The sequence below is a fragment of the Pseudomonas sp. FBCC-B545 genome, from assembly GCF_059134095.1.
Window position 1 is genome coordinate 505,535 of record NZ_CP101441.1, and the last position, 25,436, is coordinate 530,970.

23 protein-coding genes are annotated in these 25,436 nt (G+C 61.2%); 13 read left to right on the plus strand and 10 right to left on the minus strand.

Translation table 11 applies throughout. From position 1 onward, the window contains the following. Positions 1 to 2: 2 nt before the first annotated feature. From NMB39_RS02330 to fdhA, 8 genes are all read left to right on the plus strand, one after another. Positions 3 to 731 (plus strand): TraX family protein, encoded by a 729-nt coding sequence (locus NMB39_RS02330; protein WP_494339652.1) that lies wholly within the window; start codon positions 3 to 5, stop codon positions 729 to 731. 251 nt (positions 732 to 982) lie between these two features. Then, positions 983 to 2,236 (plus strand): serine hydroxymethyltransferase, encoded by a 1,254-nt coding sequence (gene glyA, locus NMB39_RS02335; RefSeq protein ID WP_046069843.1) that lies wholly within the window; start codon positions 983 to 985, stop codon positions 2,234 to 2,236. A gap of 22 nt (positions 2,237 to 2,258) precedes the next feature. Beyond that, a complete protein-coding gene (locus NMB39_RS02340; RefSeq protein WP_010207084.1) occupies positions 2,259 to 3,509 on the plus strand; it encodes a sarcosine oxidase subunit beta in 1,251 nt (416 codons plus the stop codon). A gap of 15 nt (positions 3,510 to 3,524) precedes the next feature. Next, complete coding sequence (locus NMB39_RS02345) at positions 3,525 to 3,827, plus strand: sarcosine oxidase subunit delta (RefSeq protein WP_027605979.1); 303 nt, start codon at positions 3,525 to 3,527, stop codon at positions 3,825 to 3,827. Next, positions 3,824 to 6,841 carry a sarcosine oxidase subunit alpha gene (locus NMB39_RS02350; protein WP_057022906.1) on the plus strand — a complete coding sequence of 1,006 codons (3,018 nt, stop codon included), beginning with the start codon at positions 3,824 to 3,826 and terminating at the stop codon, positions 6,839 to 6,841. The genes NMB39_RS02345 and NMB39_RS02350 overlap by 4 nt, the downstream gene beginning before the upstream one ends. A 124-nt stretch (positions 6,842 to 6,965) precedes the next feature. After that, on the plus strand, positions 6,966 to 7,598 hold the full coding sequence (locus NMB39_RS02355) for a sarcosine oxidase subunit gamma (RefSeq protein ID WP_057022907.1): 633 nt from the start codon (positions 6,966 to 6,968) through the stop codon (positions 7,596 to 7,598). A gap of 10 nt (positions 7,599 to 7,608) precedes the next feature. Continuing rightward, a complete protein-coding gene (gene purU / locus NMB39_RS02360; protein ID WP_005792124.1) occupies positions 7,609 to 8,466 on the plus strand; it encodes a formyltetrahydrofolate deformylase in 858 nt (285 codons plus the stop codon). A gap of 184 nt (positions 8,467 to 8,650) precedes the next feature. Then, positions 8,651 to 9,850 carry a formaldehyde dehydrogenase, glutathione-independent gene (gene fdhA / locus NMB39_RS02365; protein ID WP_005792122.1) on the plus strand — a complete coding sequence of 400 codons (1,200 nt, stop codon included), beginning with the start codon at positions 8,651 to 8,653 and terminating at the stop codon, positions 9,848 to 9,850. 110 nt (positions 9,851 to 9,960) lie between these two features. Here the strand turns inward: fdhA and NMB39_RS02370 are convergent, their stop codons facing one another. Continuing rightward, positions 9,961 to 10,419, minus strand: coding sequence for an anti-sigma factor domain-containing protein (locus NMB39_RS02370; RefSeq protein ID WP_057022908.1), 459 nt, complete (start codon positions 10,417 to 10,419; stop codon positions 9,961 to 9,963). A gap of 136 nt (positions 10,420 to 10,555) precedes the next feature. Here NMB39_RS02370 and NMB39_RS02375 point away from each other — a divergent pair, with 136 nt between their 5' ends. Beyond that, entirely contained in the window at positions 10,556 to 11,128 is a 573-nt protein-coding gene (locus NMB39_RS02375; RefSeq protein WP_046069839.1) for a DUF2780 domain-containing protein, read from the plus strand. On the opposite strand, the gene yihG is transcribed toward NMB39_RS02375, so the two are convergent. Then, the gene (yihG, locus tag NMB39_RS02380; RefSeq protein WP_494339651.1) at positions 11,125 to 12,012 is read right to left on the minus strand and encodes a 1-acylglycerol-3-phosphate O-acyltransferase, YihG family; all 888 of its coding nucleotides are present in this window, start codon (positions 12,010 to 12,012) and stop codon (positions 11,125 to 11,127) included. The genes NMB39_RS02375 and yihG overlap by 4 nt on opposite strands. 173 nt (positions 12,013 to 12,185) lie before the next feature. On the opposite strand from yihG, the gene rloA2 reads away from it, so the two are divergent. The 4 genes from rloA2 to creD are packed head-to-tail and all read left to right on the plus strand — an operon-like array spanning position 12,186 to position 16,204. Continuing rightward, the gene (gene rloA2 / locus NMB39_RS02385) at positions 12,186 to 12,686 is read left to right on the plus strand and encodes a retropepsin-like aspartic peptidase RloA2 (protein WP_494339650.1); all 501 of its coding nucleotides are present in this window, start codon (positions 12,186 to 12,188) and stop codon (positions 12,684 to 12,686) included. A gap of 8 nt (positions 12,687 to 12,694) precedes the next feature. After that, positions 12,695 to 13,363, plus strand: coding sequence for a two-component system response regulator CreB (gene creB / locus NMB39_RS02390; protein ID WP_046069836.1), 669 nt, complete (start codon positions 12,695 to 12,697; stop codon positions 13,361 to 13,363). Then, entirely contained in the window at positions 13,363 to 14,802 is a 1,440-nt protein-coding gene (gene creC / locus NMB39_RS02395; RefSeq protein WP_367235716.1) for a two-component system sensor histidine kinase CreC, read from the plus strand. The genes creB and creC overlap by 1 nt, the downstream gene beginning before the upstream one ends. A 52-nt stretch (positions 14,803 to 14,854) precedes the next feature. Next, positions 14,855 to 16,204, plus strand: coding sequence for a cell envelope integrity protein CreD (gene creD / locus NMB39_RS02400; RefSeq protein WP_367235717.1), 1,350 nt, complete (start codon positions 14,855 to 14,857; stop codon positions 16,202 to 16,204). Between the two features lie 174 nt (positions 16,205 to 16,378). Here the strand turns inward: creD and NMB39_RS02405 are convergent, their stop codons facing one another. The 8 genes from NMB39_RS02405 to NMB39_RS02440 all read right to left on the minus strand — a co-directional run bounded on the left by NMB39_RS02405 (position 16,379) and on the right by NMB39_RS02440 (position 25,370). Further along, positions 16,379 to 17,008 (minus strand): glutathione S-transferase, encoded by a 630-nt coding sequence (locus NMB39_RS02405; protein WP_494339649.1) that lies wholly within the window; start codon positions 17,006 to 17,008, stop codon positions 16,379 to 16,381. Positions 17,009 to 17,170: 162 nt separating this feature from the next. Then, a complete protein-coding gene (locus NMB39_RS02410; protein ID WP_057022916.1) occupies positions 17,171 to 17,353 on the minus strand; it encodes a hypothetical protein in 183 nt (60 codons plus the stop codon). Then, entirely contained in the window at positions 17,350 to 18,453 is a 1,104-nt protein-coding gene (locus NMB39_RS02415; protein WP_198721148.1) for a PepSY-associated TM helix domain-containing protein, read from the minus strand. Before NMB39_RS02415 ends, NMB39_RS02410 begins: the two co-directional genes overlap by 4 nt. Positions 18,454 to 18,514: 61 nt before the next feature. Beyond that, positions 18,515 to 20,944, minus strand: a complete 2,430-nt coding sequence (locus NMB39_RS02420; protein ID WP_494339648.1) for a TonB-dependent siderophore receptor — start codon at positions 20,942 to 20,944, stop codon at positions 18,515 to 18,517. 217 nt (positions 20,945 to 21,161) lie between these two features. Further along, the gene (locus NMB39_RS02425) at positions 21,162 to 22,130 is read right to left on the minus strand and encodes a FecR domain-containing protein (RefSeq protein WP_494339647.1); all 969 of its coding nucleotides are present in this window, start codon (positions 22,128 to 22,130) and stop codon (positions 21,162 to 21,164) included. Continuing rightward, positions 22,127 to 22,645 (minus strand): RNA polymerase sigma factor, encoded by a 519-nt coding sequence (locus NMB39_RS02430; protein WP_043049751.1) that lies wholly within the window; start codon positions 22,643 to 22,645, stop codon positions 22,127 to 22,129. Before NMB39_RS02430 ends, NMB39_RS02425 begins: the two co-directional genes overlap by 4 nt. A gap of 98 nt (positions 22,646 to 22,743) precedes the next feature. Beyond that, positions 22,744 to 23,451: a 3'-5' exonuclease gene (locus NMB39_RS02435; RefSeq protein ID WP_057022920.1), complete on the minus strand. Its 708-nt coding sequence runs from the start codon at positions 23,449 to 23,451 to the stop codon at positions 22,744 to 22,746. Further along, positions 23,448 to 25,370: a putative nucleotidyltransferase substrate binding domain-containing protein gene (locus tag NMB39_RS02440; protein ID WP_057022921.1), complete on the minus strand. Its 1,923-nt coding sequence runs from the start codon at positions 25,368 to 25,370 to the stop codon at positions 23,448 to 23,450. The genes NMB39_RS02435 and NMB39_RS02440 overlap by 4 nt, the downstream gene beginning before the upstream one ends. Positions 25,371 to 25,436: the final 66 nt, after the last annotated feature.

Genomic DNA, 25,436 nt, shown 5'->3' on the forward strand with positions numbered 1-25,436 from the left:
TTATGCACGGTACTGTAACGGCTCCTGTAGGACGCGTCCGCGATGGCGCATTGGACTTGCTCAAGTGGCTGGCGTTGCTGAGCATGGTGCTGGACCACCTGCGCTACGTCGGGTTAAGCCTGGATGGCCTGTATGTGCCGGGGCGCCTGGCGTTCCCATGGTTTTGCCTGGCCATTGCGGCCAATGTGTATCGGCTCCGGAGCGCTCCGGTGACCGGTCATTGGCGCTACCTGGGTTGGTTGCTACTGTTTAGCGTGATCAGCGAAGTGCCGTATCGAATGTTTATCGATGATGCCGATACATTGAACGTGTTACCGACCCTGGCGCTGGGCCTGTTGGTTGCCCGAGGTTGGCTGCAGAAGGCGTTGGTTGATCGAGGATTGGCGCTGATCGCCGTTACAATGGCGGCTGTATTTTCAACTCAGTTGATGTTCGGTTTCTTTGGTGTTTTGCTGCCGCTGGCGATGTTGTTGGTGTTTCGCAGGCCCTGGTATTTCAGCGTGCTGCCGGGACTAGTGTGCGTAGCGGCTAATCAATGGCAGATTTTGCTCAATAGCGGTACGCCGGTGGCGCTGCTGGGCCTGGCGGCATGTCTGATTGCGCCATTGGCGGGATTGGTCTTGTTGCGACACGCCCGCAGCGCCTCACCGCCAGCCATGCGCCGCTGGGCCTACACCCTCTATCCGCTGCACTTCCTCCTGTTGCTACTCGTCCGTCAGATCACCGCCTAAACCTTGTGAGAGGGCGCTTGCTCCCGATAGCGGTGTATCACTTGCACATATAGAGCCTGGCCCACCGCTATCGGGAGCAAGCCCCCTCCCACACAAGCCCTATTCCACATTTGTTCTGTGTCTCTGAAGGAATGTCGTAAACGCACCTTTGCGTGGCGTGCGCAGGCATTTGGCCTGTCTGCGCCAGCCCTACCATCGCATCAAAGGGCCCTGCACGGGCCTCAACAATACGAAAGGCTGGGAGAGACGCGATGTTCAGCAAACAAGACCAGATCCAGGGATATGACGACGCACTGTTGGCGGCGATGAATGCCGAAGAGCAGCGTCAGGAAGACCATATCGAGCTGATCGCGTCGGAGAACTACACCAGCAAGCGCGTCATGCAAGCCCAGGGCAGCGGCCTGACCAACAAATACGCCGAAGGCTACCCTGGCAAACGCTACTACGGCGGCTGCGAACATGTGGACAAGGTCGAGGCCCTGGCCATCGAACGCGCCAAGCAACTGTTCGGTGCCGATTACGCCAACGTGCAACCGCACTCAGGCTCCTCGGCCAACAGTGCGGTGTACCTGGCGCTGCTGAACGCCGGTGACACCATCCTTGGGATGAGCCTGGCCCACGGCGGTCACCTGACTCACGGCGCCAAGGTGTCGTCCTCGGGCAAGCTGTACAACGCGGTGCAATACGGCATCAACACCGACACTGGCCTGATCGACTACGACGAAGTCGAGCGCCTGGCGGTGGAGCACAAGCCGAAGATGGTGGTGGCCGGGTTCTCTGCCTATTCCAAGACCCTGGATTTCCCACGTTTCCGTGCCATCGCCGACAAGGTCGGTGCGCTGCTGTTCGTCGACATGGCTCACGTCGCCGGCCTGGTCGCTGCCGGCCTGTACCCGAACCCGCTGCCCTACGCCGATGTGGTCACCACCACCACCCACAAAACCTTGCGCGGTCCGCGTGGTGGCCTGATCCTGGCCAAGGCCAACGAAGAGATCGAAAAGAAACTCAACGCCGCGGTATTCCCTGGTGCCCAGGGTGGCCCGCTGATGCACGTGATCGCCGGCAAGGCGGTGTGTTTCAAGGAAGCCCAGGAACCCGGTTTCAAGGCTTACCAGCAACAAGTGATCGACAATGCCCAGGCCATGGCCGGCGTGTTCATCAAGCGCGGGTATGACGTAGTCTCCGGTGGTACCGACAACCACCTGTTCCTGGTCAGCCTGATACGCCAGGGCCTCACCGGTAAAGAGGCGGACGCCGCCCTCGGTCGCGCCCACATCACCGTTAACAAGAACGCAGTGCCGAACGACCCGCAATCGCCGTTCGTGACCTCGGGCCTGCGTATCGGCACCCCGGCGGTAACCACCCGTGGTTTCAAAGTGCCGCAATGCATTGAGTTGGCCGGCTGGATCTGCGACATCCTCGACAACCTCGGTGACGCCGATGTCGAGGCCAACGTGGCCAAGCATGTGTCTGCCCTGTGCGCTGATTTCCCGGTTTATCGCTGAGCGCGGTTTTGGAGTAATGACTATGCAACGCTACTCAGGCTTCGGCCTCTTCAAGCACTCCCTCAGCCATCACGAAAACTGGCAGAAAATGTGGCGCACGCCGACGCCTAAAAAGGTCTACGACGTGGTCATCGTCGGCGGCGGCGGGCATGGTCTGGCGACCGCCTACTACCTGGCCAAGGAGCACGGCATCACCAACGTGGCCGTGGTCGAGAAGGGCTGGCTGGGCGGTGGTAACACCGCGCGCAACACCACCATCGTGCGGTCCAACTACCTGTGGGACGAGTCGGCGCATTTGTATGAACACGCGATGAAGCTCTGGGAAGGTTTGTCCCAGGACTTGAACTACAACGTGATGTTCTCCCAGCGCGGCGTCTACAACCTGTGCCATACCCTGCAAGACATCCGTGATTCCGAGCGTCGCGTCAGCGCCAACCGCCTCAACGGCGTGGACGGCGAGCTGCTGAATGCCAAGCAGGTGGCGGATGAGATTCCGTATCTGGACTGCTCGAAAAACACCCGCTATCCCGTCCTGGGCGCCACCGTGCAACGGCGCGGCGGCGTGGCCCGTCACGATGCCGTGGCCTGGGGCTTCGCCCGTGCCGCCGATGCCCTGGGCGTGGACTTGATCCAGCAGACCGAAGTGATTGGTTTCCGCAAGGAAAACGGTGTGTGCATCGGTGTGGAAACCAACAAGGGTTTTATCGGCGCCAAACGCGTCGGTGTGGTCACCGCCGGTAACTCAGGGCACATGGCCTCGCTTGCCGGCTTCCGCCTGCCGATCGAATCACATCCGTTGCAAGCCTTGGTGTCGGAGCCGATCAAGCCGATTATCGATAGCGTGATCATGTCCAACGCCGTGCACGGTTACATCAGTCAGTCCGACAAGGGCGACCTGGTGATCGGCGCCGGTATCGACGGCTACAACGGCTACGGCCAGCGCGGCTCGTACCCGGTGATCGAGCACACCATTCAGGCCATCGTCGAGATGTTCCCGGTGCTGTCACGAGTGCGAATGAACCGCCAGTGGGGCGGCATCGTCGACACCACGCCGGACGCCTGCCCGATCATCTCCAAGACCCCGGTACCGAACATGTTCTTCAACTGCGGCTGGGGCACCGGTGGCTTCAAGGCCACCCCGGGTTCAGGCAACGTATTTGCCGCAAGCCTGGCCAAGGGTGAAATGCACCCGCTGGCCGCCCCCTTTTCCATCGACCGTTTCCACAACGGTGCGCTGATCGACGAACACGGCGCTGCGGCCGTCGCCCACTAACAGGAGAAATTCCCTATGTTGCATATCTTCTGTCCTCACTGTGGCGAACTGCGCTCCGAAGAGGAATTTCATGCGTCCGGCCAAGCGCATATCCCGCGCCCGCTGGACCCGAATGCCTGCACCGATGAAGAGTGGGGCGACTACATGTTCTTCCGCGACAACCCCCGTGGCCTGCACCACGAGCTGTGGATCCATGCCGCCGGTTGCCGCCAGTACTTCAACGCCACCCGCGACACCGTCACCTACGAAATTCTTGAAACCTACAAGATTGGCGAAAAACCCCAGTTCACCGCCAAGGCTTCTGGAGAGAAGGTATGAGCCAGATCAATCGCCTGTCCAACGGTGGCCGGATCGACCGCAATAAAGTCCTGACTTTCAGTTTCAACGGCCAGACTTACAAAGGCTTTGAAGGCGATACCCTGGCCGCCGCGTTGCTGGCCAACGGCGTCGACATCATCGGTCGCAGCTTCAAGTATTCGCGCCCACGGGGCATCTTCGCCGCTGGCGCCGAAGAGCCGAACGCAGTGCTGCAGATCGGCGCCACCGAAGCCACCCAGATTCCCAACGTGCGTGCTACCCAGCAGGCGCTTTACCAGGGTTTGGTCGCCACCAGCACTAACGGCTGGCCGAGCGTCAACAACGACATGATGGGGATTCTCGGCAAGGTCGGCGGCAAGCTGATGCCGCCGGGGTTCTACTACAAAACCTTCATGTACCCGCAATCGTTCTGGATGACCTACGAGAAGTACATCCGTAAAGCCGCCGGTCTTGGCCGCTCGCCGACCGAGAATGATCCGGACACCTACGACAACTTCAACCGTCACTGCGACGTGCTGATCGTCGGTGCAGGCCCTGCGGGCCTCGCCGCTGCACTGGCTGCCGCACGCAGCGGGGCGCGGGTGATCATCGCCGATGAGCAGGAAGAGTTCGGCGGGTCTTTGCTCGACTCCCGCGAAAGCCTCGACGGCAAGCCGGCCACGGAATGGGTTGCCAGCGTGATCGCTGAACTCAAAGCCCTGCCGGACGTGGTGCTGCTGCCCCGCGCCACCGTCAACGGTTACCACGACCATAATTTCCTGACTATCCACGAGCGCCTTACCGATCATCTCGGCGACCGTGCGCCGATTGGTGTGGTACGCCAGCGTATCCACCGCGTACGTGCCAAGCGCGTGGTACTGGCGACGGGTGCGTGCGAGCGTCCATTGGTGTACGGCAATAACGACGTGCCGGGCAATATGCTCGCCGGTGCGGTTTCTACCTACGTGCGTCGCTACGGCGTGGCACCGGGTAAAAAGCTGGTGCTGTCGACCAACAACGACCACGCCTACCGCGTAGCACTGGACTGGTTCGATGCCGGTCTGCAAGTCGTCGCCGTGGCCGATGCACGCCACAACCCCCGCGGCGCCCTGGTTGAAGAGGCCCGTGCCAAAGGCATTCGCATCCTCACCGGCAGCGCCGTGATCGAAGCCCGTGGCAGCAAGCATGTGACCGGTGTGCGCGTCGCCGCCATCGATGTCAAAGCGCATAAAGTCACCAGCCCAGGCGAATGGCTGGACTGCGACCTGGTGGCCAGTTCCGGCGGCTACAGCCCGGTGGTTCACTTGGCCTCGCACTTGGGCGGCAAGCCGACCTGGCGCGAAGACATCCTCGGTTTCGTCCCGGGTGAAGCACCACAGAAACGCGTATGCGTCGGCGGCATCAACGGCGTCTATGGGCTTGGCGATTCCCTGGCCGATGGTTTTGAAGGCGGCGTGCGCGCCGCCAGCGAAGCCGGTTTTGCGCCGGTGGAAGGTACGCTGCCAAAGGCCTTGAGCCGTCTGGAAGAACCGACCCTTGCGCTGTTCCAGGTGCCCCACGAGAAAGCTACCGCACGGGCGCCAAAGCAATTTGTCGACCTGCAAAATGACGTCACCGCTGCTGCCATCGAACTGGCCACTCGCGAAGGTTTCGAGTCGGTGGAACACGTCAAGCGCTACACCGCACTGGGCTTCGGCACCGACCAGGGCAAGCTCGGTAACGTCAACGGCCTGGCTATCGCGGCGCGCTCGCTGAACGTGACCATCCCGCAGATGGGCACCACTATGTTCCGCCCCAACTACACGCCAGTGACCTTCGGTGCGATAGCGGGACGTCACTGTGGGCACATCTTCGAACCGGTGCGCTACACCGCCTTGCACGCCTGGCACGTGAAGAATGGCGCCGAATTTGAAGACGTCGGCCAGTGGAAGCGCCCTTGGTATTTCCCGCGCAACGGTGAAGACCTGCATGCCGCGGTGAAACGCGAATGCCTGGCGGTGCGCGACAGCGTCGGCCTGCTGGATGCCTCCACCCTCGGCAAGATCGATATCCAGGGCCCGGACGCGCGCGAGTTCCTCAATCGCATCTACAGCAATGCCTGGACCAAGCTCGACGTGGGCAAGGCGCGCTATGGCCTGATGTGCAAGGAAGACGGCATGGTCTTCGACGACGGCGTCACTGCCTGCCTGGCCGACAACCACTTCCTGATGACCACCACCACCGGCGGCGCGGCGCGCGTTCTCCAGTGGCTGGAAATCTACCAACAGACCGAATGGCCGGACCTCAAGGTGTACTTCACCTCGGTCACCGACCACTGGGCGACCATGACCCTGTCCGGTCCCAACAGCCGCAAGCTGCTGAGTGAAGTGACCGACATCGACCTGGACAAGGACGGCTTCCCGTTCATGACCTGGAAGGAAGGCCTGGTCGGCGGCGTACCGGCGCGGGTATTCCGTATCTCCTTTACCGGTGAGCTGTCTTACGAAATCAACGTGCAGGCCGACTACGCCATGGGCGTGCTGGAACAGATCGTCGAGGCGGGCAAGAAGTACAACTTGACCCCGTACGGCACCGAGACCATGCACGTGTTGCGTGCCGAGAAGGGCTTCATCATCGTTGGGCAAGACACCGACGGCTCGATGACCCCGGATGACCTGAACATGGGCTGGTGCGTGGGCCGCACCAAACCGTTCTCGTGGATCGGCTGGCGTGGCATGAACCGCGAAGACTGCGTGCGTGAAGAGCGCAAGCAACTGGTGGGCTTGAAGCCGATTGATCCGAACGTGTGGCTGCCGGAAGGCGCGCAGCTGGTGTTCGATCCGAAGCAGACGATCCCGATGAAGATGGTCGGTCATGTCACTTCAAGCTATGCGCACAACTCCCTGGGTTATTCGTTCGCCATGGGTGTGGTGAAGGGCGGCTTGAAGCGCATCGGCGAGCGGGTGTTCTCACCGCAGGCCGATGGCAGCGTGATCGAGGCGGAAATTGTGCCTTCGGTGTTCTTCGATCCGAAAGGAGATCGCCAGAACATCTGATAGACCGCGTCGCAGCCATCGGGGGCAAGCCCCCTCCCACATGTTGAAATGCGTTCCCCTGTGGGAGGGGGCTTGCCCCCGATGAGGCCATCAGCCTCACAACAGAATTCAGGAAAGGTGCTTTATGACAGCAGCCAACGTTTACCAACAACGCCCCACCACCGGTGCCAAGGCCGAGTCGTCGCTGCACCATGCCGACCTCGCCAGCCTGGTCGGCAAGGGTCGCAAGAACGCCGGCGTGACCGTGCGCGAAAAGAAACTCCTCGGCCACCTGACCCTGCGTGGCGACGCCCATGACCCAGCGTTTGCCGCCGGTGTGCACCAGGCCGTCGGCATCGAGCTGCCCGGCGCCTTGAGCGTGATCGTCAACGGCCAAACCAGTCTGCAATGGCTCGGTCCGGATGAGTGGTTGCTGATCGTGCCAGGCGGTGAAGAGTTCGCCGCCGAACAAAACCTGCGTGCCGCCCTGGGTGACCTGCATATCCAGGTTGTCAATGTCAGCGGCGGCCAGCAGCTCCTTGAGCTCAGCGGCCCTAACGTGCGCGACGTGCTGATGAAGTCCACCAGCTACGACGTACACCCCAACAACTTCCCGGTGGGCAAAGCGGTGGGCACGGTGTTCGCCAAGTCGCAACTGGTGATCCGCCATACCGCTGAAGACACTTGGGAGCTGGTGATTCGTCGCAGCTTCTCGGATTACTGGTGGTTGTGGTTGCAGGATGCCTCGGCCGAGTTCGGCCTGAGCGTTCAAGCCTGAGGAAAGACCTATGAGCCGCGCACCCGATACATGGATTTTGACCGCCGACTGCCCCAGCGTGCTCGGCACGGTGGACGCGGTCACCCGCTACCTGTTCGAGCAGGGTTGCTACGTCACTGAACACCATTCGTTCGATGATCGCCTCTCGGGCCGGTTTTTTATTCGCGTCGAATTCCGCCAACCGGACGGTTTCGACGAGCAGGCGTTTCGCGACGGCCTGGCGACACGCGGTGAAGCCTTCGGCATGATCTTCGAGCTGACCGCGCCGAACTACCGGCCGAAAGTGGTGATCATGGTCTCCAAGGCCGATCACTGCCTCAATGACCTGCTCTATCGCCAGCGCATCGGGCAACTGTCGATGGACGTGGTCGCGGTAGTGTCCAACCATCCCGATCTCAAGCCGCTGGCCGACTGGCACCAGATTCCCTACTACCATTTTCCGCTGGACCCCAACGACAAACCATCCCAGGAGCGTCAGGTGTGGCAGGTGGTGGAAGACACCGGCGCCGAGCTGGTCATCCTTGCGCGTTACATGCAGGTGCTGTCGCCGGAACTGTGCCGCAAGCTGGATGGCAAGGCCATCAATATCCATCACTCGTTGCTGCCGGGTTTCAAGGGCGCCAAGCCCTATCACCAGGCGTACAACAAGGGTGTGAAACTGGTGGGTGCGACGGCGCATTACATCAATAACGATTTGGATGAAGGCCCGATCATCGCCCAGGGGGTGGAAGTGGTGGACCATAGCCACTACCCCGAGGACTTGATTGCCAAGGGGCGGGATATCGAAGGGCTGACGTTAGCGCGTGCAGTTGGCTATCACATTGAGCGACGGGTGTTTTTGAACGCCAATCGGACGGTGGTGCTCTGACGGACGTCATCGGGGGCAAGTCCCCTCCCACCTTGATTGTGAATACCTTCAAATGTGGGAGGGGGCTTGCCCCCGATAAGGCCCTTACAAACAACGCAAAAACAGCATCTGTACCCGAGCACTTAAACGCGCTGCCCACCCAAGCGGCAACGCAGTTCCACAAAAACAACAGCGAGGTGAAAGCATGTCTGGTAATCGTGGTGTCGTGTATCTCGGCAACGGCAAGGTCGAAGTACAGAAAATCGACTATCCCAAAATGCAGGACCCCCGTGGCAGGAAGATTGAGCACGGCGTCATCCTGCGCGTGGTTTCCACCAACATCTGCGGCTCTGACCAACACATGGTGCGCGGCCGCACCACTGCCCAGACCGGCCTTGTACTCGGGCACGAGATCACTGGCGAAGTGATCGAGAAGGGCAGCGACGTCGAGAACCTGAAGATCGGCGACCTGGTTTCCGTACCGTTCAACGTGGCGTGTGGCCGCTGCCGCTCCTGCAAGGAACAGCACACCGGCGTATGCCTGACCGTCAACCCGGCCCGTGCCGGTGGCGCCTACGGCTATGTAGACATGGGCGACTGGACGGGCGGCCAGGCCGAATACGTGCTGGTGCCGTATGCCGACTTCAACCTGCTCAAACTGCCCGACCGCGACAAGGCCATGGAGAAAATCCGTGACCTGACCTGCCTCTCTGACATTTTGCCCACCGGTTATCACGGCGCCGTCACTGCCGGCGTTGGCCCAGGCAGCACCGTATACATTGCCGGTGCCGGCCCGGTCGGCCTGGCGGCTGCCGCCTCTGCTCGCCTGCTCGGCGCGGCGGTGGTGATCATTGGCGACGTCAACTCGATCCGCTTGGCACACGCCAAGGCCCAGGGCTTCGAGATTGTCGACCTGTCCACCGATACACCGTTGCACGAACAAATCGCCGCACTGCTGGGCGAGCCGGAAGTGGACTGCGCTGTCGACTGCGTGGGCTTTGAGGCCCGCGGCCATGGTCACGACGGCGTCAAGGCCGAAGCTCCGGCCACCGTGCTCAACTCACTGATGGGCGTGGTACGTGTGGCAGGCAAAATCGGTATTCCCGGCCTGTATGTGACCGAGGACCCGGGTGCTGTGGATGCCGCTGCGAAAATGGGCAGCCTGAGCATTCGCTTTGGCCTGGGCTGGGCCAAATCCCACAGCTTCCACACGGGGCAGACGCCGGTGATGAAGTACAACCGCCAGCTGATGCAGGCGATCATGTGGGACCGGATCAACATTGCCGAGATCGTTGGCGTACAGGTGATCAGCCTGGACGATGCGCCACGTGGGTATGGCGAGTTCGATGCGGGTGTGCCGAAGAAGTTTGTGATTGATCCGCATAAGTTGTTCAGTGCGGCGTAAAGCGTTGGGCAAATGAAAAAGGGCGACCCGTGTGTCGCCCTTTTTGCGTCTGCCGCTTAAGCCTGCACTGAAGATCAAATGTGGGAGGGGGCTTTATGGTGTTTAGGGGATCAGCGTGTGGCCAGCGCGCCTTGGTAGACAGTCGGGCCTGTCGGCTGTTTGCTCACCGAGCCACCCTTGGTCTCCGCACTCACCATCAACTCTACCGGCTTGCTGATCGACTCCTGCTGGCGCGGGTTAAGGCCAATGATGCCCTTGCCATCTTCCGGCAGCAGTCCTAGCGAAATAGGCGTGCCGCCTTCAGGAATGGCCCACAGCTCCAGGCTCTGGTCCGGTGCTGGCGCCGTGGAGGCAATCGGCTGCACTTCCAGGTAATCCTTGTGAGCCATGATCTGGGCAGCCGGCTGTTGGGTAGTGGTCACCAACGTCGCCGCAGATTTGACGCTGTCCTGGGTGTAGAGAGCGCCGCCGATACCGGCAACCACCACCACACAGGCGCCGATGAACAGGCGTGGGCGGCTCCAGAATGGAGGCTTTTGCTCAATCACTTGGGGTTGGATCGCAGTCATAAGTCTCTTCCTGACAAATTTTGTAGTCAGTGCATGGACCCCCTTATCCTCGATGGGTTCCAGGGTGGCCTTGGAACAACCGACGAGATACCCAGTCCAACGCCTGCTTTTGCTCCCACATTCAGAGGTTGTCTTGATGAAGATTTCACGCGGTTTCGCCCTTTCCTGTGTGATGACCCTGGCAGCAGGCCCGGTGTTCGCCGCAGGCTTCAGCCTTGGCGACGCGGCCAACGCCATCTCGGGCATGCAAGGCGGTAACAACAAGGCCGCAGCCGCTGCACCGTCGTCCGAGACGGCCGGCTTGCTCAGCGCCCTGACTTCGCAACTCAACATCACCCCCGAACAGGCTGTCGGTGGTACCGGCGCGATGCTGGGCCTGGCCAAGAACAAACTGAGTGGCAACGACTATTCGCAACTGGGCAACAGCGTGCCGGGTCTTGATCAGTTGTCGGGCAACAACGCATTGGGCAGCCTTGGCGCCTTGAGCGGCCTGCTCGGCCAGAAGGGTGGCAGCAAGACCAGCGGCCTTGATGGTTTGCTGGGTGACGTGAAGAACACCAATGACCTGAATACCGCGTTCAGTGCGCTGGGCATGGACAGCGGGATGGTCAGCCAGTTTGCCCCGGTGATCCTGCAATACCTGGGCGGCCAGGGCGCCAGCAATTCAGTGCTTAGCAAACTCGCCCAAGCCTGGGGTACTGGCAGCTAGGCCCGCCCCGCGCGCAGTTGGTCGATGCGCGCATCTTTCTCCTTCCAGAGCTGGTTCACCCAGTTCTGGACGGTCTGGCGGAACGCCGGATCATTCTCATAGTCCCCCTGCCATAACGCCGGCTCCAGATCGTGAGTGCGGATGTCAATGATCACCTTCGGCACCGCTCCGCTGATCAAGTCCCAGAACCCCGGAATCTTTTGCTGTGGATAGACCACGGTCACATCAAGTACCGCGTCCAGCTGTTCACCCATCGCCGCCAGTACAAACGCCACGCCGCCCGCCTTGGGTTTGAGCAGGCGTGTAAAAGGTGAATTCTGCTGTTTGTGCTTGGTCGCGTTGAAGCGCGTACCTTCCAGGTAATTGACCACCGTCACCGGCTGGCGCTTGAACAGCTCGCAGGCCTCTTTGGTGATCTTCAAGTCCTGCCCCGCCAGTTCCGGGTGCTTGGCCAGGAACGCCTTGGTGTAGCGCTTCATGAACGGGTAGTCCAGCGCCCACCAGGCCAGGCCGAGGAAGGGCACCCAGATCAGCTCTTTTTTCAGGAAGAACTTGAAGAACGGCGTGCGCCGGTTCAGTGCCTGGATCAACGCCGGAATATCGACCCAGGACTGGTGGTTGCTGATGACGAGGTAGGAGGTATCACTGCGCAGTTCGTCGCCACCACGGATGTCCCATTGGGTCGGGATGCACAGCGAAAAGATCAGCTTGTCGATCTCGGCCCAGGTCTCGGCGATCCACATCACCGCCCAGGACATGTAGTCGCGAAAGCGACCCGGGGCCACCAGCTTGAGCAGGGCAAACACCATCAGCGGCCCGAACAGCACCAGGGTGTTGAGCAATAGCAGCAGTGTGACAAAACAGCCGGTGAGCAGGCGGCGCATAAATAACTCTTGGAATCTTGTGGGTGGGTCATGATAAGCAAGGTCAGTCTAGAGGCCAAATCGCAAATCAGCGGACGAATGTTTCACAATGTGCCGTGTAGGGTGGCAGTCACTAACTAAGTGCCGCGTTTGCGGTCTAGAATCCGCCTACTTCTTTCCGAGGAACTCACTTCGTGAAACTGTTATTTGCCTCCCTAGCTCTAGTGGCCCTGCCTGTCATGGCCGCTGAACCGACCCTCTATGGTCGCTACGAATACATTCAGTTGCCGGAGATCGGCGAAACCTTCAAGGCCAAGATGGACACCGGTGCGCTGACCGCCTCATTGTCGGCCCGGGACATCGAGACCTTCACCCGCGATGGCGATGATTGGGTACGCTTCCGCCTCGGCGGCAAGGACGCCGGCAACAAGGTCTACGAGCACAAGGTGTCGCGTATCAGCAAGATCAAGAGCCGTGCCGACGAAGACGACGACAAGGACGAGCCCTCGGTGGCCAAGCGCCCGGTGGTCGATCTGGAAATGTGCCTGGGCAACGTCAAGCGCACCGTCGAGGTCAACCTCACCGACCGCAGCAGCTTCAATTACCCGCTGCTGATCGGCGCCAAGGCCCTGCGTGAATTTGGCGCGGCGGTGAACCCGGCACGTCGCTACACTGCCGACAAACCGGACTGCTGATTGAACCCATGCCGCACATCCTGATTGTCGAAGACGAAGCGGCGATTGCCGACACGCTGATCTTTGCCCTGCAAGGCGAAGGCTTCACCACCACCTGGCTGACTCTCGGCCAGGCGGCGCTGGAGCATCAGCGCCAGAGCCCTGCCGACCTGATCATCCTCGACATCGGCCTGCCGGACATCACCGGCTTTGAAACCTGCAAGCAATTGCGCCGCTTCAGCGAAGTGCCGGTGATGTTCCTCAGCGCGCGCGATGCCGAGATCGATCGAGTGGTAGGGCTGGAAATCGGTGCTGACGATTATGTGGTCAAGCCCTTCAGCCCACGGGAAGTGGCGGCGCGGGTCCGGGCGATCCTCAAGCGGGTCGGCCCGGGCGTGGCGCCGACGCTGTTCCAGGTCGACCTGGAGCGCATGCAGATCAACTATCGCGGGCACCCCTTGAGCCTCACACGCCATGAATTCCGCCTGCTGCAAAGCCTGCTGGAACAACCCGAGCGCGTGTTCAGTCGCGAACAATTGCTGGACGCTGTGGGTGTGCCGGCCGATGCGGGTTACGAGCGCAATATCGACAGCCATATCAAAAGCCTGCGCAGCAAACTGCGTAGCGTGGCGGCGGACGCCGAGCCGATCCAGACTCACCGCGGCCTCGGCTACAGCTACAGCCCGAGCAACGGCTGATGCGCCTGGGGCTGCGGATCTTCCTGGTGTATGCGCTGTTTATCGGGCTGACTGGTTACTTTGTGCTCAATACGGTGATGAAGGAAATCCGCCCCGGCGTGCGCCAGTCCACCGAAGAAACCCTGGTGGATACCGCCAACCTGCTGGCTGAAATCCTGCGCGAGGATGTGAAGAACGGTACTCTCGGCCAGAGTCATTGGCCGGCGCTGCTCAAGGCCTATGGCAGTCGCCAGCCGGGTGCGACCATTTGGGGCCTGCCGAAAAACCAGGTCAACCATCGCATCTACGTCACCGATGCCAAGGGCACGGTGCTGCTCGACTCCTCGGGTGAAGCGGTGGGCCAGGACTATTCGAAATGGAACGACGTGTACCTGACTCTGCGCGGCGAATACGGTGCGCGTTCCACCCGCAGTGCGGCGGAGGACGCTGCCTCATCGGTGATGCACGTGGGCGCGCCGATTCGCGATAACGGCCAGATTATCGGCGTGGTCACCGTGGCCAAGCCCAACAGTTCATTGCAACCCTATGTCGACCGCACCGAACGCCGCCTGCTGTGGTACGGCGCCGGGCTGGTGGTGCTCGGCTTGCTGCTGGGGGCTTTGTTGTCATGGTGGTTGAGCGTGGCGCTGCGGCGGTTGACGGCTTATGCCGAGGCGGTCAGCGAAGGACGGCGCGCCGAGTTGCCCCATTACCGAGGCGGCGAGTTGAAGCAGTTGTCCACCGCCGTGGAGCACATGCGCACGCAGCTGGAGGGCAAGGCTTACGTCGAGCGGTACGTGCACACCCTGACCCATGAACTGAAAAGCCCGTTGGCGGCGATTCGTGGCGCGGCGGAGCTGTTGCAGGGCGATATGAGCCGTGAACAGCAGCAGCGTTTTGTCGGCAACATCGACAGCGAAAGTGCACGCCTGCAGCAGTTGATCGAGCGCTTGCTCAACCTGGCCCAGGTGGAGCAACGCCAGGGGCTGGAAGAACAGTCGAACATCCCGCTGGCGGCCTTGGTCGAGGACGTACTCAAGGCCCAGTGTGCGCGGATCGAAGGCGCCGGCTTGCACGTCGAGCAGGCGATTGCCGCCGACGTGAAGGTGTTTGGCGAACCCTTCCTGCTGCGCCAGGCCTTGGGCAATCTGCTGGACAACGCCCTGGATTTCACCCTGCCCGGTGGTGCGCTGCGGTTCAGTGCGCAGGTGCAGCATCACGACGTGCAGGTCAGTCTGTTCAACCAGGCTGCACCAATTCCCGACTACGCCTTGCCGCGTTTGAGCGAGCGCTTCTACTCGTTGCCACGTCCGGCCAGCGGGCGCAAAAGCACTGGGCTGGGCCTCAACTTTGTCGAGGAAGTCATGAAGCTGCACGGCGGCTCGTTGCAGATAGGCAATGTGCCTGGCGGTGTGCAAGCGGTGCTGCATCTCCACACAGTCTCCACATTACCCACATAAATCCCCCACACGTATTCCCCAGACTCTCTCCCATTCAAACAGGGAGAGATTCATGAACCGCAGCCTGCTTTTCAAACTTGGCGCGATTGCGCTACTGATCCTGCTGTTGTTGATTCCACTACTGATGATCAACGGCATCATCAGCGACCGTCAGCAACTGCGCGACGGCGTCTTGATGGACATTGCCCGCAGTTCCAGCTACGCCCAGCGCCTGGCCGGGCCGGTCATGGTGGTGCCGTATCGCAAGACCGTGCGCGAATGGAAGCTCAATGAAAAGCTCAACAAACGCTATGAAGAAACCCGTGAAGAGCGCGGTCGTCTGTATTTCCTGCCGGACCGCTTTGAACTTGACGGCAAAGTGCAAACCGAACTGCGTTCACGAGGCATCTACCAGGCGCGGCTGTTTCACGCCGACAACCGTATCAGCGGGCGTTTCGAGTTGCCTGCGCAGTTGGGCATCACGGAAAACTTTGCCGATTACCGTTTTGAACCGGCGTTCCTGGCGGTGGGTATCAGCGATATTCGCGGGATTGAAAACGCCCTGAAGCTGGAACTGGGTGACCAACGCCTGGAATTTTCGCCGGGCTCCCAAGTGGACTGGCTGGGCGAGGGCGTGCATGTGACGTTGCCGGAGCAGGACGGTAAGCAACCTGCGGTACTGGAGTTCGCCTTCGACCTGCGCCTGCAAGGCACCGAACAACTGCAAGTGGTGCCGGTGGGCAAGGCCAGCCAAGTTTCGCTGGCGTCCAATTGGCCGCACCCGAGTTTTATCGGCAACTTCCTGCCAGCTCAACGTGACGTCACCGACAAAGGCTTTACCGCTGGTTGGCAGACCTCATTCTTCTCCACCAACCTGGAGCAGGCCCTGCAAAGCTGCCTGGACGGGCAAGGCTGTGAAGACTTCACCAACCGCAGCTTTGGCGTGAACTTCATCGACCCGGTGGACCAGTACCTCAAGAGCGACCGTGCGATCAAGTATGCGCTGCTGTTTATCGCCCTGACCTTTGCCGGCTTTTTCCTGTTCGAAGTGCTCAAGAGCCTGGCGGTGCACCCGGTCCAGTATGCGTTGGTGGGCGTCGCACTGGCGTTCTTCTATCTGCTGCTGTTGTCGTTGTCCGAGCATGTGGGCTTTGCCCTGGCGTACCTGATATCCGCCAGCGCCTGCGTATTGCTGATCGGTTTCTACGTGTGCCATGTGCTGCGCAGCGTCACTCATGGCTTGGGGTTCTCGGCGGGGCTGGCGGCATTGTATGGCTTGCTTTACGGGCTGCTGAGTGCCGAGGATTACGCGCTGCTGATGGGCTCGCTGTTGCTGTTTGGCCTGCTGGGCACGGTGATGGTGCTGACGCGCAAGCTGGATTGGTATGGGGTGGGCAAGCGCAAGGTGGAGGAGGAGCAATGATTGGGTTACGCGAAGATCAGCAAATGAAGGTGAGGATGGTCAACTTCCTCAATCACACCGCCGTCCAATGTGGGAGGGGGCTTGCCCCCGATAGCGGTGGTTCAGAAACAGATGTGCCCAATGACACGCCGCAGTCGGGGGCAAGCCCCCTCCCACATTGGACGGCGGTAAGGTTTAGATGGGCGGCTGGGTCTGCAGCATCGAAGGCCGCTGGCTGACCTCGGCGTACCAGGCGGCGAGCTTGGGGTTATCCGTGCGCCATTGCAGGTCCGGGTGGCGGAAGTCGAGGTAACCCAGGGCACAGGCTACGCTGATGGCGGCGATATCGAAGTGGCTGGCCAGTTCGGCAATGGCGTCCTGTTCCAGCTCGGCAAGGGCACGACGGATCTTGTTGCGCTGTTCATCCAGCCATTGGTCCCAATGCTTTTCTACCGGGCGCATGGCGGTCTCGTAACGCACCAGCACGGCGGCATCCATGATGCCGTCGGCCATCGAGGCCAGGGTCAGGCGCCGCCAGCGGGCCGAGCCATCTCGGGGGATCAGCGGGTTGCCGACGTGCTGGTGATCGAAGTAATCGAGGATCACTCGGCTGTCGTGCAGCACCGAACCGTCGGCCAGGCGCAGGGCCGGGATCTTGCCCACGGGGTTGCCTTGCAGCACTTGGGCATCCGGGTTGACCGGTGTCGGCAGGCAAGCGTGCAGGGCCACGCGGTCCTGCTGGCCGGTCTCGATCAGCAGCACGCGGACTTTGCGTACGAAAGGCGAAGCGGGGTTGTGGAACAAGGTCATGCTGGGGGCGGACATGGGCATTCCTCGAAATGGACTGGGGCTAGCGTAGATGCTTGCGCAGTGGCTGGCGAGGGGGATTTTTGTGATCCTGAGGGCCTCATCGGGGGCAAGCCCCCTCCCACAGTGGACGGCGTTCACAAGTCAAATGTGGGAGGGGGCTTGCCCCCGATGAGGCCCTCAGCCGCGCCGCTTGCACAACGCCAAGGTACCAATGGCAGCAGGTATGCCTAACCCCACCCAACTCAACGAATCCCACACCCCATCCCCCAGCAGCGCCGCAAACAACCCTGCGGCACTGAGCAGGCCAATCCCCATTGGTAGGCCAAACACCTTCCAGAAATTCGACTGCCGCGGCTTCATACCTTGGCCGCCTTGCGCCGCACGATCCACAGGTAAATCCCGCTTACCAGTACTACGATGGTCAGCACATCCAGCACCGCCCACAGGATCTTCATCGGCATGCCGCCGTAATCACCGAAGTGCAACGGTTGGGACAAACCCATGGCGTCCATGTACCACGGTCGTTCGGCGATGGCGGTAACGGCCAGGGTGCTGGCGTCTATCAGCACTGGCGTGAGCAGATGGGAAGTCAGGTGGGTGCTGCCCTTCATGAACACGGCGTAGTGGTGTTCACTGGAAAAACGCGTGCCGGGGAAGGCGATAAAGTCCGGTTCCATACCGGGCGCGGCTCTGGCAGCAATGCTCAGCAGTTCGGTGGCCGGTGCGCGATGGGTCAGCGGCGCGGCGTTCTTGTAGGGTTCGACCATGGCGCTGAGGCTGTCCTGACGCCAGGCGGCGATGAGCAGGTCGGCGCAGGCACTGATCACGCCGGTCACGCCCACGACCAGCGCCCAGGTCAGGGTGACTACGCCGATCAGGTTGTGCAGGTCGAGCCAGCGCAGGCGGGTGGACTTGTCCTGGCGCACGGTGGCGAATTTCAAGCGGCGCATGAACGGCAGGTACAACACCGTGCCCGAAATAATCGCCAGCACAAACAGAATACCCATGAATGCCAGCAGCAACTTGCCCGGCAGGCCGGCGAACATATCCACATGCAGGCGCAGCAGGAACAGGGTCAGCCCACCGTTCGCCGCTGGCGTTTCCATTGCCTCGCCGGTGCGGGCGTCGAGCATGAAAGTATGGGATGCGTTCGGCTCAGTGCCCGCTGTGGCGGCCATGATTGCGATCACACCGTTCTTGTCGTCCTCATCCCAAGCCAGATATTGCATAGCCTCGCCGGGGCGATGGGCCTGGGCTTTAGTCACCAACTGCTCAAGGTTGAGCTGCGGTGTATTGGCGGGCATCTGCGCCAGCTCAGGCTCGCTGCCCAGCAGATGGTCGATCTCATGGTGGAACACCAGCGGCAGGCCAGTGAGGGCGAGCAGCAGCAGGAATACGGTGCAGATCAGGCTGGTCCAGGTGTGGATGAAGGACCAGCGGCGGATGGTTTTGCTTTTCATTTTCTAGCCTTCAGACACACCAAGGCCGCCACGGTGACGGCCTGGTGGTTAACTCAAGCGATTACCACTGGTACGTGGCGCTGGCGACTACGCTGCGTTGGTCGCCGAAGTAGCAGTAGGAACCGTCGCAGGTGGAAATGTAATCCTTGTTGAACAGGTTGGTCGCGTTCACTTTTACCGACGCCCCCTTGAGGCTATTGTCCAGGCGGCCGAGGTCGTAGTGCACGGTGCCGTCGAACACCGTGTAGGCGTTGGCTTTGCCGGCCCAGGTATTGGCCTGGTCGCCGTAGGTATTGCCGGTGTAGCGGGCGCCAAAACCAATGCCGAAACCGTCGAGCGCGCCAGTGTGCCAGGTGTAGTCGGTCCACAGGGATGCTTGCTGGTTGGGCATCAGTTGCAGGCGGTTGCCTTTGAAGTCGCCTTTTTGCACTTCGGATTTGGCCAGGGTATACGCCGCGATCACCTTGAGGTTTTCGGTGACGTCAGAGATGGCTTCCAGCTCCAGGCCTTTGACCTTCACTTCGCCGGTCTGGTCGGTGACAGACACTCCACCGGACTGGAAACTGCTGACCAGAACGTTCTTCTGGGTCAGGTCATACACCGCGGCACTGAGCAGCGTGTTCGAGCCGGGCGGTTGGTATTTGATCCCCAATTCCCACTGCTTGCCCTCGGTGGGTTTATAGGACTCTGTAGGTGAAGCGCTGGCGTTGCTCGCCGGCTGGAAAGATTCGGCGTAGGAGATATACGGTACGAAGCCCGAGTCGAACACGTAGCTCAGTGCCGCATTACCGCTGAAATTCTTGCTGCGGTCAGTATTGGTCGCGTCGTTTTTGTTGAAGTACGTGGTGCCTTGGTGCACCCAGTCTTCACGGCCGCCCAGGGTCAGGCGCCAGTTATCAAGAGCCATCTGGTCCTGGACGTAGAGGCCGGTCTGGATGGTTTTCTGGTTGTAGTCGTAGAAAGCGCCGGAGCGTGCGGGGCGTTCAACCGGCGTGGTGTTTACCGGGTTGAAGATGTTGACTCTTCCGGCCTGCCCGTAAATCGACAAGTACGAGGTATCGGTACGCTGGTGGTCCAGTCCGAGCAGAAGGGTGTGGGTGACGTCACCGGTGGCGAAATCGGCCTGAAAGTTGTTATCTACCGCCAATTGTCCGATGTTCTCGTCCACGTTGGTCGACGAGCGGTCGATATTGCCCGCAGCGTCCACCGGCGCCCAGCCATAGGCACCTACGGTTAATTGCTGGAACGACAATTCTGATTTGGTGTAACGAAGATTCTGTTTGAACTGCCAGGTATCGTTAAAACGGTGCTCGAATGCGTAGCCGAGTGCGTAATAGGTACGGTCGTAGAACTCGTAATCCGGATCGCCCAGGTTCTTATGATGCGAAACGTCACCCAGTGGCGACTTGATCTTGGTGCCGACTATCGGCAGGAACTGGCTGGTGGCACCGGTATCGTCACGGGTGAACTGCGACAGCAAGGTCAGCTTGGTATCGGTATCGATGTTCCAGGTCAGGCTGGGCGCGATGTTGTAGCGTTTGTTGTCGATATGGTCGACCTGCGTACCGGCATCACGTACCACGCCGCTGAGGCCATAGAGAAACTGGCCTTCGTCATCAATCTTGCCGGTGCTGGCGAAGTTGATCTGGCGATAATTGTCGCTGCCGTATTGCACCTGGATGGCGCTGCTCTGTTCGGCGCCGGGACGACGGCTGACCATGTCCAGCAGGCCGCCCGGTGGGGTCTGGCCGTAGACCGACGAGGCCGGGCCGCGCAGCAAGGCGAGGCGATCCAGATTCCACGTTTCGGCTTTAGGGTTGGCATACACCCCGCGTGGCAGCGGCAGGCCATCGAGGAATTGCGTCGGCTCGAAGCCGCGTACGCGCATCCAGTCGTAACGGGTGTCGCTGCCGTAGCTGGCGGACACGATGCCGGGCATGTATTTGACTGCGTCGTCGAGGTTCTGGACGTTACGGTCCTGCATCTGCTCGCGGGTGGCCACCGAGATCGAGCGCGGTGCCTCGACCAACGCTGTATCGGTCTTGGTGCCGGCGGCGGTGCGCTTTGCGAGGTAGCCCTCCACCGGGCCCCAAGCGCTCTCATAGCTGTCCTGGCCGGTGATATTGGTAGTCGGCAAGGCGACGACGCCTTCCGGAACCGGCACCAAGGTGTAAGTGCCCGCACTGCTTTGTTCCAACTGCAAGCCAGTACCGCGCAACGCTTCACGCAACGCGCCCTGCGCATCGAACTGGCCCTTGACCGGGGCCGAGGTCTTGCCGGCGGCGAGTGTCGGGTTGAGGGTCAGCGCCAGGCCGGCCTGGCTGGCGATCTGGTTCAGGGTGGCGGCCAATGGCGCGGCCGGCAGGTTGTAGGCACGCATGCTGGAGGCTTGTTCAGCAGCGGCCAGTGCGGTGCTGGTCAGCGGGGTGCCGAGGGCGATGGCCAGGGCTAACAGGCTGGGGCGCAACAGGGTGTCTAGCGTGCGGGACATAAGGCGGCTCCTGAATGGAAATATTTCTCAATTGCCTAGGTGCCGAACGAGAAGCGGAAAGTGATAGGGCCGGGTGAAACTATTTTTTTGCGGTGCGTTTCAGGGCCTCATCGGGAGCAAGCCCCCTCCCACAGTTGACCGCGTTTTACCTGGCTGAACGCGGTCAACTGTGGGAGGGGGCTTGCTCCCGATGGCGATTGCCCAGTCACCACAGAATCTAAGGCTTGGCAGCTACGGTCACCCACCACGGCGTGTGCTGCTTGATCTGCACGGGCAAGGTCGGCAGCAGCGCGTTCAACGCCAGGGTGGTGTCGTGCAACGGGAAGCTGCCGGTGATACGCAGCTCGGCCACGTCGTTATCCACACCCAGGTAGCCGGCGCGGTAGCGACTCAGTTCATTGACCACATCCCCCAGGCGGGCGTTGTCGACCACCAGCATGCCGCGGGTCCAGGCATCGGAGGCCGGGGTGACAGCCGATGTCGGGCCCAGGCCGTCGCTGCGCATCAGCACCTGCTGGCCGGCCTTGAACACCTGTTCCTGATGCAGTGCCGTAGGCTGGGCGGCCACGGCGGACTGCAATACGCTCAGGCGCGTGGCCTGGTCTTCGCGCTTGACGATAAACCGCGTGCCCAGCGCTCGCAGGCTGCCGTCGCGGGTTTGCACATAGAACGGGCGTGCATCGTCATGGCCGGTTTCGACGAGGACTTCGCCTTCCTGCAACACAATCAACCGGCGTTTTTCATCGAAGCGCACATCAATGGCGCTATGGGTGTTGAGGTTGATCTGCGTGCCGTCTGCCAGTTTCAGTGTGCGTTGCTCGCCGGTGGCGGTGCGCTGGTCTGCCAGCCAATAGTGGATCGGCACGTACCGCTCGCCGGCAAACAGCGCCAGGCCGCACACCAGCACAATGCTCGCCAGGCCACGGCCCAGCTTGCGCACGCGTTGGCGAATGCCTTGGCGCGATTGCAGCAATGCCGCCCGCGCCGGGCCCGAGGCCACGCTGAAACGCTGGTCGAGCATGCCCAATTGGCGCCAGGCGCGGGCATGTTCCTCATCGCTGGCCAGCCATTTGGCGAACTCTTCGCGTTCCACCGCGCTGCCGTCGCCCGAGTCGAGGGACAGTTGCCAGGCAATCGCGGCATCCAGCACCCGCGCTGACACCGGTTTGGCACTGACGGCGGTCACGACGGCTCGCCGTACAGCGCGATGTAGCACTGGCGAATGCCCTGGGCAAGGTACTGGCGCACGCGGGGCACCGACACACCGAGGCGCCGGGCGATTTCTGCATGGCCCAGGCCGTCGAGACGGTTATAGAGGAAAGCGGCGCGAGCCTTGCTCGACAGCCTGCCGAGCAGGCGGTCGATGGCCTTGAGGTCTTCGAGGATCAGGTGCTGCTCTTGCGGCGAAGGGTGTTCGCTTTCCGGGATCAGCATCAACTCGGTGAGGTAGGCCTGTTCCAGGGCGGCGCGGCGGAAATAGTCGAACAGCAAGCCCTTGGCAATGGCCACCAGGAACGCGCGGGGTTCGCGGGGTTCGCGCAGCTCATCCCGGCCCAGCAGGCGCATGAAGGTGTCCTGGCTCAGGTCTTCGGCGCGGCTTGGACATGCCACATTGCGCCGCAGCCAGGCCAACAGCCAGCCGCGATGGTCGCGATACAACGCGCCAACAAGCTCACTGTGTGGGGTCTGGACCGACGACACGGCATCACCGAATAAATAAGGGGCTTTAACTAACGAGAATTATTCGCGATTGTGTCAGAGGCGTGAGGTGGGTGCAATTGGCGTCTGTCGGGATGCCATTAAAAGGATGGCGCTTGTTGGCGGCGTTTCCATTGGGCCAAACGCTCTTGCAGGGCATGGGGCGTGTCGATCTGCTGCTGCCTGGCACGGCTGAACAGGATCAGCATCAGCTCCGCCGTGGCCAGTGCGTCGGCGCTGGCGTGATGGCGTTCGCCTGCCTGAAGCTTGAAGTGGTTGAGCCAGTCGTCCAGGCCGGCTTCGCGCAGCGTGACGTCGGGGCACAACAGAGGGGCCAGGTCGGCTACATCCAGAACGGGATGGGCCAGTCGATAATTCAGGCTGTCCTTGAGCGCCCGGCCCAGCATGTGTTGATCGAAGGGCGCATGGAAGGCCAGCAATGGGCTGTCGCCGACAAACGTCATGAAATCCAGCAGCGCCTCGGCCGGGTCGCTGCCGGCAGCGATCGCGCTGGGGCCGAGCCCGTGGATCAGCACGCTGGGGCTGAGTTTGGTGTCGGTGCGTTGCAGGGTGCGTTCAAACAGTTGGGAAAAATCCACTGCACCATCCTCGATGACCACGGCACCGATGGACAGCACCTGGTCACGGTTAAGGTTCAGGCCGCTGGTCTCCAGGTCCACCACCACCCAGCGCTGGCTGCGCAACGAACCGTCGCCCAAGGCGCGAGGCTTGGGTAATTGCGCCAGGCGCTGCTGTTGCGCCGCATCCAGGCCAGGTTTTTTCTTATGCCACCAACTGAACAGACTCACAGTTGATACCGCAAGGTCAGGCTGCTTTGCAGGCGCTGGGCCTGGCGCAGGGCTTCACGCAGGATGCGCCGGTCCAGATGGTTGAGGCTGTCGGGGTCGACGCGGTTGGAATAGGGCAGGTTTTCACGGGTCTGCAATTGGTGCTGCTGCATACGGGTCTGCTGGATAAAGTGATAGGCCTCTTCATAGGCCGCCCCATCCAGCGGCTCGATCACTTGCTTGGCCACCAACTGGCGCAAGCGTTCCAGGGTGTTGTTGGCATGGATGCCATTGGCCAGTGCCAGCAGGCGTGCACCGTCCACGAATGGTGTAAGGCCCTGCACCTTGAGATCCAGGGTAGCCTTCTCGCCCCCTTTGCGGGTCAGCACGAACTCGCGCAAACGCCCTACCGGCGGGCGCTGGCGCAGAGCGTTTTCGGCCAACATGCGCTGGAACAAGCGGTTATCCGCCACCTGATCGAGAATGCCCTGGCGCAGTTGCTCGCAGCCGCGCTCATCGCCCCACACCGCGCGCAAATCAAAATAGATGCTCGATCCCAGCAGGTTTTCCGGTGTCGCTTCACGGATAAACGCGCCGAAGCGCCGCGCCCACTCCACTCGCGACAAACACAGCTCGGGGTTGCCGGCCATGATATTGCCCTTGCACAGGCTGAAGCCGCACAGCGCCAGGCTCTGGTTGATGTGCTGCGCCAGGGGCAGCAAGCGGCCACGGATTTCGGCAGCTTCGACAGCGTCCTTGGCCTCGAACAGGATGCCGTTGTCCTGGTCGGTATACAGCGTTTGCTCGCGGCGACCTTCGCTGCCGAAACACAACCAACTGAACGGCACACCCGGGTCGCCTTTTTCCGCGAGGGTCAATTCGATCACGCGGCACACGGTGTGGTCGTTGAGCAGCGTAATGATGTGGGTGATCTGGGTGGACGACGCGCCATGGGCGAGCATGCGCTCCACCAACTGGCCGATTTCACCGCGAATCGCCACCAGGTTTTCCACCCTGGGCGCGTTGCGGATGGTGCGGGCCAGGTGCACAAGGTCCACACGTTGCAAGGAGAACAGGTCACGCTCGGACACCACGCCACATAGGCGCTGGTCTTTGACCAGGCACACGTGGGCGATATGCCGTTCGGTCATGGCGATGGCCGCGTCGAAAGCGCTGTGGTCCGGGCTCAAGGAAAACGGCCCCTGGGTCATATGAGCTTCAATGCCCTGGCTGAAATCGCTGGTGCCATCGGCCACCACCTGGCGCAGATCACGCAGGGTAAAAATGCCCAGGGGCGCCTTGTGCGGGTCGACGATCACAATGCTGCCGACCTGCTGTTCGTGCATCAAGGTCACCGCTTCACACAGCGGCGTGTGCGGGCTGCAGGTGACCGGGTGGCGCATTGCCAATTCGCCCAATCGAGTGTTCAGCGAGTATTGGGTGCCGAGGGTTTCCACGGCTTTTTGCTGTACCTGCTGGTTGACCTGGTCGAGCAGGCTGCTGACACCGCGCAGGGCGAAATCACGAAAGGGGCTGGAAAGCGCGAACAGCTTGATAAAGGCCGGCTTGTTCAGTTGCAGGCAGAAGGTATCTTCGGCGGCCTTGTGTTCGGTACGGGTGGCGCGTTCACCCAGCAACGCAGCAAGGGGGAAACACTCGCCGGTGGTGATTTCAAAGGTAGTTTCTTGCGAGTCAGGCCGTTCGCCGACTACGCGGCCCTGCTTGACGATATAGAAGTGTTCGACCGGGCCGCCCGATGGCTTGAGGATACTGTCGCCGGGTCCGTAGAAGCGCAGTTGGCACTGTTCCACCAGAAACGCCAGGTGCGCCTGCTCCATCTGGTTGAATGGCGGGAAGCGTTGCAGGAATTGCAGGGTGCCGTGGATGTTCTGCAACACCGCAGTTTTTCCTGCCTGTGCGAATGCATCAGCTTTACTCATAACAGTGACCGCAGTTTTTGTCGTTATCGTGCTGCATGGTCGACGCCTGCACGGCGGGTGCCCATT

Bases quoted from the DNA above. Each gene is read 5' to 3' on its own strand.
- NMB39_RS02405 (WP_494339649.1), bottom strand. From the start codon at position 17,008: ATGTCCGCCCCCAGCATGACCTTGTTCCACAACCCCGCTTCGCCTTTC.
- NMB39_RS02420 (WP_494339648.1), bottom strand. From the start codon at position 20,944: ATGTCCCGCACGCTAGACACCCTGTTGCGCCCCAGCCTGTTAGCCCTG.
- NMB39_RS02370 (WP_057022908.1), bottom strand. From the start codon at position 10,419: ATGACTGCGATCCAACCCCAAGTGATTGAGCAAAAGCCTCCATTCTGG.
- NMB39_RS02410 (WP_057022916.1), bottom strand. From the start codon at position 17,353: ATGAAGCCGCGGCAGTCGAATTTCTGGAAGGTGTTTGGCCTACCAATG.
- fdhA (WP_005792122.1), top strand. From the start codon at position 8,651: ATGTCTGGTAATCGTGGTGTCGTGTATCTCGGCAACGGCAAGGTCGAA.
- NMB39_RS02440 (WP_057022921.1), bottom strand. From the start codon at position 25,370: ATGAGTAAAGCTGATGCATTCGCACAGGCAGGAAAAACTGCGGTGTTG.
- NMB39_RS02415 (WP_198721148.1), bottom strand. From the start codon at position 18,453: ATGAAAAGCAAAACCATCCGCCGCTGGTCCTTCATCCACACCTGGACC.
- glyA (WP_046069843.1), top strand. From the start codon at position 983: ATGTTCAGCAAACAAGACCAGATCCAGGGATATGACGACGCACTGTTG.
- NMB39_RS02375 (WP_046069839.1), top strand. From the start codon at position 10,556: ATGAAGATTTCACGCGGTTTCGCCCTTTCCTGTGTGATGACCCTGGCA.
- NMB39_RS02330 (WP_494339652.1), top strand. From the start codon at position 3: ATGCACGGTACTGTAACGGCTCCTGTAGGACGCGTCCGCGATGGCGCA.
- NMB39_RS02350 (WP_057022906.1), top strand. From the start codon at position 3,824: ATGAGCCAGATCAATCGCCTGTCCAACGGTGGCCGGATCGACCGCAAT.
- NMB39_RS02345 (WP_027605979.1), top strand. From the start codon at position 3,525: ATGTTGCATATCTTCTGTCCTCACTGTGGCGAACTGCGCTCCGAAGAG.
- creB (WP_046069836.1), top strand. From the start codon at position 12,695: ATGCCGCACATCCTGATTGTCGAAGACGAAGCGGCGATTGCCGACACG.
- creC (WP_367235716.1), top strand. From the start codon at position 13,363: ATGCGCCTGGGGCTGCGGATCTTCCTGGTGTATGCGCTGTTTATCGGG.
- yihG (WP_494339651.1), bottom strand. From the start codon at position 12,012: ATGCGCCGCCTGCTCACCGGCTGTTTTGTCACACTGCTGCTATTGCTC.
- creD (WP_367235717.1), top strand. From the start codon at position 14,855: ATGAACCGCAGCCTGCTTTTCAAACTTGGCGCGATTGCGCTACTGATC.
- NMB39_RS02340 (WP_010207084.1), top strand. From the start codon at position 2,259: ATGCAACGCTACTCAGGCTTCGGCCTCTTCAAGCACTCCCTCAGCCAT.
- purU (WP_005792124.1), top strand. From the start codon at position 7,609: ATGAGCCGCGCACCCGATACATGGATTTTGACCGCCGACTGCCCCAGC.
- NMB39_RS02355 (WP_057022907.1), top strand. From the start codon at position 6,966: ATGACAGCAGCCAACGTTTACCAACAACGCCCCACCACCGGTGCCAAG.